This window comes from Pseudomonas sp. P5_A2_2 (assembly GCF_054177685.1).
In genome coordinates this window covers 1-3,729 of record NZ_JBGCUL010000435.1, presented here as the reverse complement: position 1 = coordinate 3,729, position 3,729 = coordinate 1, and the positions used below count along the sequence as shown (strand labels likewise).

Here is a 3,729-nt window from a genome sequence, read left to right as displayed (position 1 = left end):
GTGCCGGAGAGAACCTGCACGCGCTGGCTACGGCGGTGGGTGCTGCGGTTGCCTTGGGCGTGGCTCTCGTCTATGACTTCTTCCCGATCCCGGGTGATGACACCAAAATGGTGTTCATGACCTTCGCCTTGACCACTTGGTCTTACACCATGATCCAACTGTATTACGCCTATGGCGCGCTGGCGCGCGCGATGGGAGGTTCGTCTCGGTCGCTTGTGCAGGCCCGCTAACCGATTTGCGAGCTGCATGGAATGAGCCGCCATTTTCTGGCGGCTCATTCGTTGACTCCGGCCTTTCTGTAGATCCGGGGGGAGTTCTGTCTTTCGAATGGGAATGTGGGGCAGGTGAGCGTCCATGCTCACCTTCATGAACAACGGGCTATTTGGCTCTCGGGGTCGAAGCTGGCGTCTGGTTGGCCAGGAAGTGGGCCGTGGCCCTGATCTCCTCCTCCGAGAGTGTGCTGGTCATGGCGTTCATGGCCTGGTTGGGGTCCTTGCGTTGCCCCTGCTTGAAGGCGGTGAGCTGGTCTATCAAGTAGTGTTCGCCCTGGCCCGCAATGCGGGGAGCGAGCGGGCCACCCGACAGGCCCTCGCCATGGCAGGCGGCGCATCCCCTGGTTGCGACTGTGGCTTGTCCACGTTGTTCCAGCGCTTCATCGTGGCTGGGGGCCTCTGTCCTTTCCGGCTGCTGACGCGCGAAATAGTCCGCCAGGGACTTGATTTGATCTGTAGTCAGATTAGCTGCGAGCGGGCTCATTTGCGGGCTGTGTCGACGCCCTTCGGCGAAGGCGTGCAACTGGGCTTCGWTGTACGGCGCGGGTAGACCGGCCAGGGAAGCGTACTGTGCGTCCCGGGGCTGGCCATTGGCGCCGTGGCAAAGTGCGCAGGAATCCTGGATCTGTGGCCAAGCGCCGCCATTGGCCTCGTAGTTGGCATAATGCTGGTCGAGGGCGTCCATGAAGCGATAGCCCGCCACCATTTCCGGGCCATATATCGCGCTCGATACCGCCAAGGCCGCAACTGTCACGACCGCACTAATCACAAATGCTCGCTTCATCACACGCTCCTCCGGCGTTGAACCAGCGCCTGGAGCGCTTCGAGTGCTGCCCGGTGGCCGGCACGGATAGCACCATCCATCGAACTGGCCCAGAGATCGGCCGTTTCAGTGCCGGACCAGATCAGGCGGCCGACCGACGGTTTCAGGTACTGACCCCATTTGGTCAGAAAACCAGGGGGTATTGACGCGACGCAGGTGAGGGTCCAGGGATCGACCTTGCCCCAGTCGTGGTCGTGGAACTGGATGGGGTGCAACGCTTCATTGCCCATTGCTTGTGCATAGATGGCTGACAGGGCGCTTTGGGCGGCGTTGGCATCGTGGGGCAATTGGCCGCTTCTGACGAAGGCGCTGAGGACACCGACGCTGCCATCCGGAGGCGAATTGTCATAGGACAGGATTAGCGGTCCGTCGGCTTGCGTGATCTGGCCGTTCAGGCCCTTGTCCCGCCAGAACGGACGCTCATAGACATGTACGGTCTTGCGCATGGGGGCATGGGACGGCCAGAGACGCTGTAACTGTGCGCGCCCGCTGGGGAGGGGGGGATCGAAGCTGATCTGATTGCACAGGGCCGGGTGCAGCGCAGCGATGACCTGCCTGGCGCGAATGACGCCCTGGTCGGTATGCAGTTCGACCACATCTCGGTCCCAGCCGACGATCTTGCGTACCGGGCAGGACAATTTGACCTTGTCACCCAGTGCCTCTGCCATCTTGATACTGAGGATCTGCGAGCCACCGACGAAGCGAGTTTCCTGGGCGCCTCCCTTGAACCCCTCGAGTTTTTCCATGCGGCAATCGGCGGAATTGATGAGGGACAGGTAGTGCAACAGCGCCAGTACTGAGGGAGGGGTTCCAGTTGTCAGGCCTATGGAGGTATCGAAGCCGAGCTTGCTCTCATTGCTGCCCCCCTGCTGCGTCAGCCACTCGCCGACCGACAGTTTGTCAAGGGCAGCCGCATCCGTCGCGGTCCATGGCTCCTTGCTGGGTACTCCCCGCGCAAGTTCATTCAGCTTCTCGACTATCGACGCATTGGAGTTCTGGCCTTTGGTCAGGTCCTGTTCGAATTTGGCGTCACCCACCAGGTAGACGTTTTTGCCCTGGTAATAGGTCGGGAAGGTGTCGATCTCGAGTTCACGGGCCAGGTCGAAAATGGCCGTCTGGCCGGGGCCGATCCACTCGCCACCGGCTTCCGACACAACGCCTTTGCCCAGGTCGTGGTTGTAGGTGCGCCCACCGACACGGTCCCGGGCCTCGAGTACGACGAAGGACTCGCAGCCAGCGCGGCGCAGGTCCCGCGCCGAAGTCAGGCCGGCGAGTCCTGCCCCGATGATGGCTACGTCAAGGACGTCGTCCTGGCCAGCATGTAGCTCCTGAGCCGTGGCCCGCCCGCTCAGTGCGATCCCTCCGATCAAGGTGACGCTTCCAATCGCCTGAAGCAGCAAGCGTCGCTGGCGCGCTGGCAGCGACAATTCATCGTTATCTGAATCCATCTTCGCCTCTGTCATATTTATTGTGTTTTTACATAACAATCGTTATGTAAAAATACAGCACATTTGAAACCGTGCAAAGCAGAATAGAAGGGCGTTTGGTGTTGAGGAGGATGGAGGACGACGCAGGCCTTGCCGCCGGTGGAGTGGGCCGCGGCATGATAAGGGCAGGTGTCCTGCTGGATAGGGCGGTCAGAACAAGGCAGTCGGTGCCATTTAATAGCCATTACAAGAAAGCACGGTGCGCAGCCCCGACCTAATGATCCTGGAGAAGTGCGCTGCCCGTGAAGGCCAACTCAGCATCGTGCGTCAACTGCTTTACTTGGCGACTGCCTTTCTCTTGGAAGGTGGTTTTTGCGGTTGGGGTGGAGTGATCAAGGTCATGAGGGCATCGAGAAGGGATTGACCTCGGCTCGAACCGAACCGTTCAGGTTCGATCGGCAACATCATCATCCATCCATCGCTGATCGCGCTGAGCTGATCGGCGAGCAACTCGGCGGGGATATCGTCGCGGATTATGCCTTGGCTTTGCCCTCTCTCCAGTACCGATGTAAACACCTGGCGGAACCGGGCATATCGTTGCTTGATGACGCCGGCGAAAGCCGGTTCGTGCCTTGCGTAGCCAAGCAATTGGAGCCATGCGAGCCATGGGTCCGGCTCATCGGTGTTCGTCCAATCGAGCCATTGTTCGATGAGAGCCTTGATATCGATCCGCTCCTGGTTGTTCTCCAGCAAAGTGTCGATCTGGTCGAACAGGCTTTGTGCGACAGCGGTGATCATCTCCTCCTTGTTTGCGAAGTAGTAGGTCACCGCTCCCGTCGTACACCCGGCGTGCTGCGCCACTTTGCGCATCGAAGCTCCGGCATAGCCCTCGCGTGCGATCACCGCGATCGCCGCCGCCAGCAACTCGGCCCGTTTCGCCTTGTGGTCGCCTACGGGCCGACCCCGGCGGGAGACCGGTTCGGATTCGCTATCACTGGCTTGAGAGCTGTTGTTCATGGGCGTCTGGGGGCGTGAATCAGGCATAGGAAAGGGATAATTTTCGCTGRCTCAATTGATCGGAGTAACAGTTGCAGTGAAAAAGCTGCAACTTGCTATTTGCGGCTCAGCATATGGAATTTATTTGAAGAAAGCACCCTTGCAAGACTCGACGCAGAAGCTGGTCCGCTATGCCAGGGCTATCCCGAAG

3 protein-coding genes and 1 pseudogene are annotated in these 3,729 nt (G+C 59.8%); 1 reads left to right on the top strand and 3 read right to left on the bottom strand.

Features of this window, described 5'->3' with window-relative positions:
* A pseudogene (locus ACXRVY_RS19915) lies at nucleotides 1-230 on the top strand (hypothetical protein); the annotation flags it as partial.
* A 148-nt stretch (nucleotides 231-378) separates the two neighbouring features.
* On the opposite strand, the gene ACXRVY_RS19910 reads toward ACXRVY_RS19915, so the two are convergent.
* The 3 genes from ACXRVY_RS19910 to ACXRVY_RS19900 all read right to left on the bottom strand — a co-directional run bounded on the left by ACXRVY_RS19910 (nucleotide 379) and on the right by ACXRVY_RS19900 (nucleotide 3,539).
* Nucleotides 379-1,056, bottom strand: a complete 678-nt coding sequence (locus ACXRVY_RS19910; RefSeq protein WP_458238054.1) for a c-type cytochrome — start codon at nucleotides 1,054-1,056, stop codon at nucleotides 379-381.
* The gene (locus ACXRVY_RS19905; protein WP_457265885.1) at nucleotides 1,056-2,543 is read right to left on the bottom strand and encodes a flavin monoamine oxidase family protein; all 1,488 of its coding nucleotides are present in this window, start codon (nucleotides 2,541-2,543) and stop codon (nucleotides 1,056-1,058) included. The genes ACXRVY_RS19910 and ACXRVY_RS19905 overlap by 1 nt, the downstream gene beginning before the upstream one ends.
* 315 nt (nucleotides 2,544-2,858) lie before the next feature.
* Nucleotides 2,859-3,539 (bottom strand): TetR/AcrR family transcriptional regulator, encoded by a 681-nt coding sequence (locus ACXRVY_RS19900; RefSeq protein ID WP_457265886.1) that lies wholly within the window; start codon nucleotides 3,537-3,539, stop codon nucleotides 2,859-2,861.
* Nucleotides 3,540-3,729 lie beyond the last annotated feature (190 nt).

Bases quoted from the DNA above. Each gene is read 5' to 3' on its own strand.
- ACXRVY_RS19905 (WP_457265885.1), bottom strand. From the start codon at position 2,543: ATGGATTCAGATAACGATGAATTGTCGCTGCCAGCGCGCCAGCGACGC.
- ACXRVY_RS19900 (WP_457265886.1), bottom strand. From the start codon at position 3,539: ATGAACAACAGCTCTCAAGCCAGTGATAGCGAATCCGAACCGGTCTCC.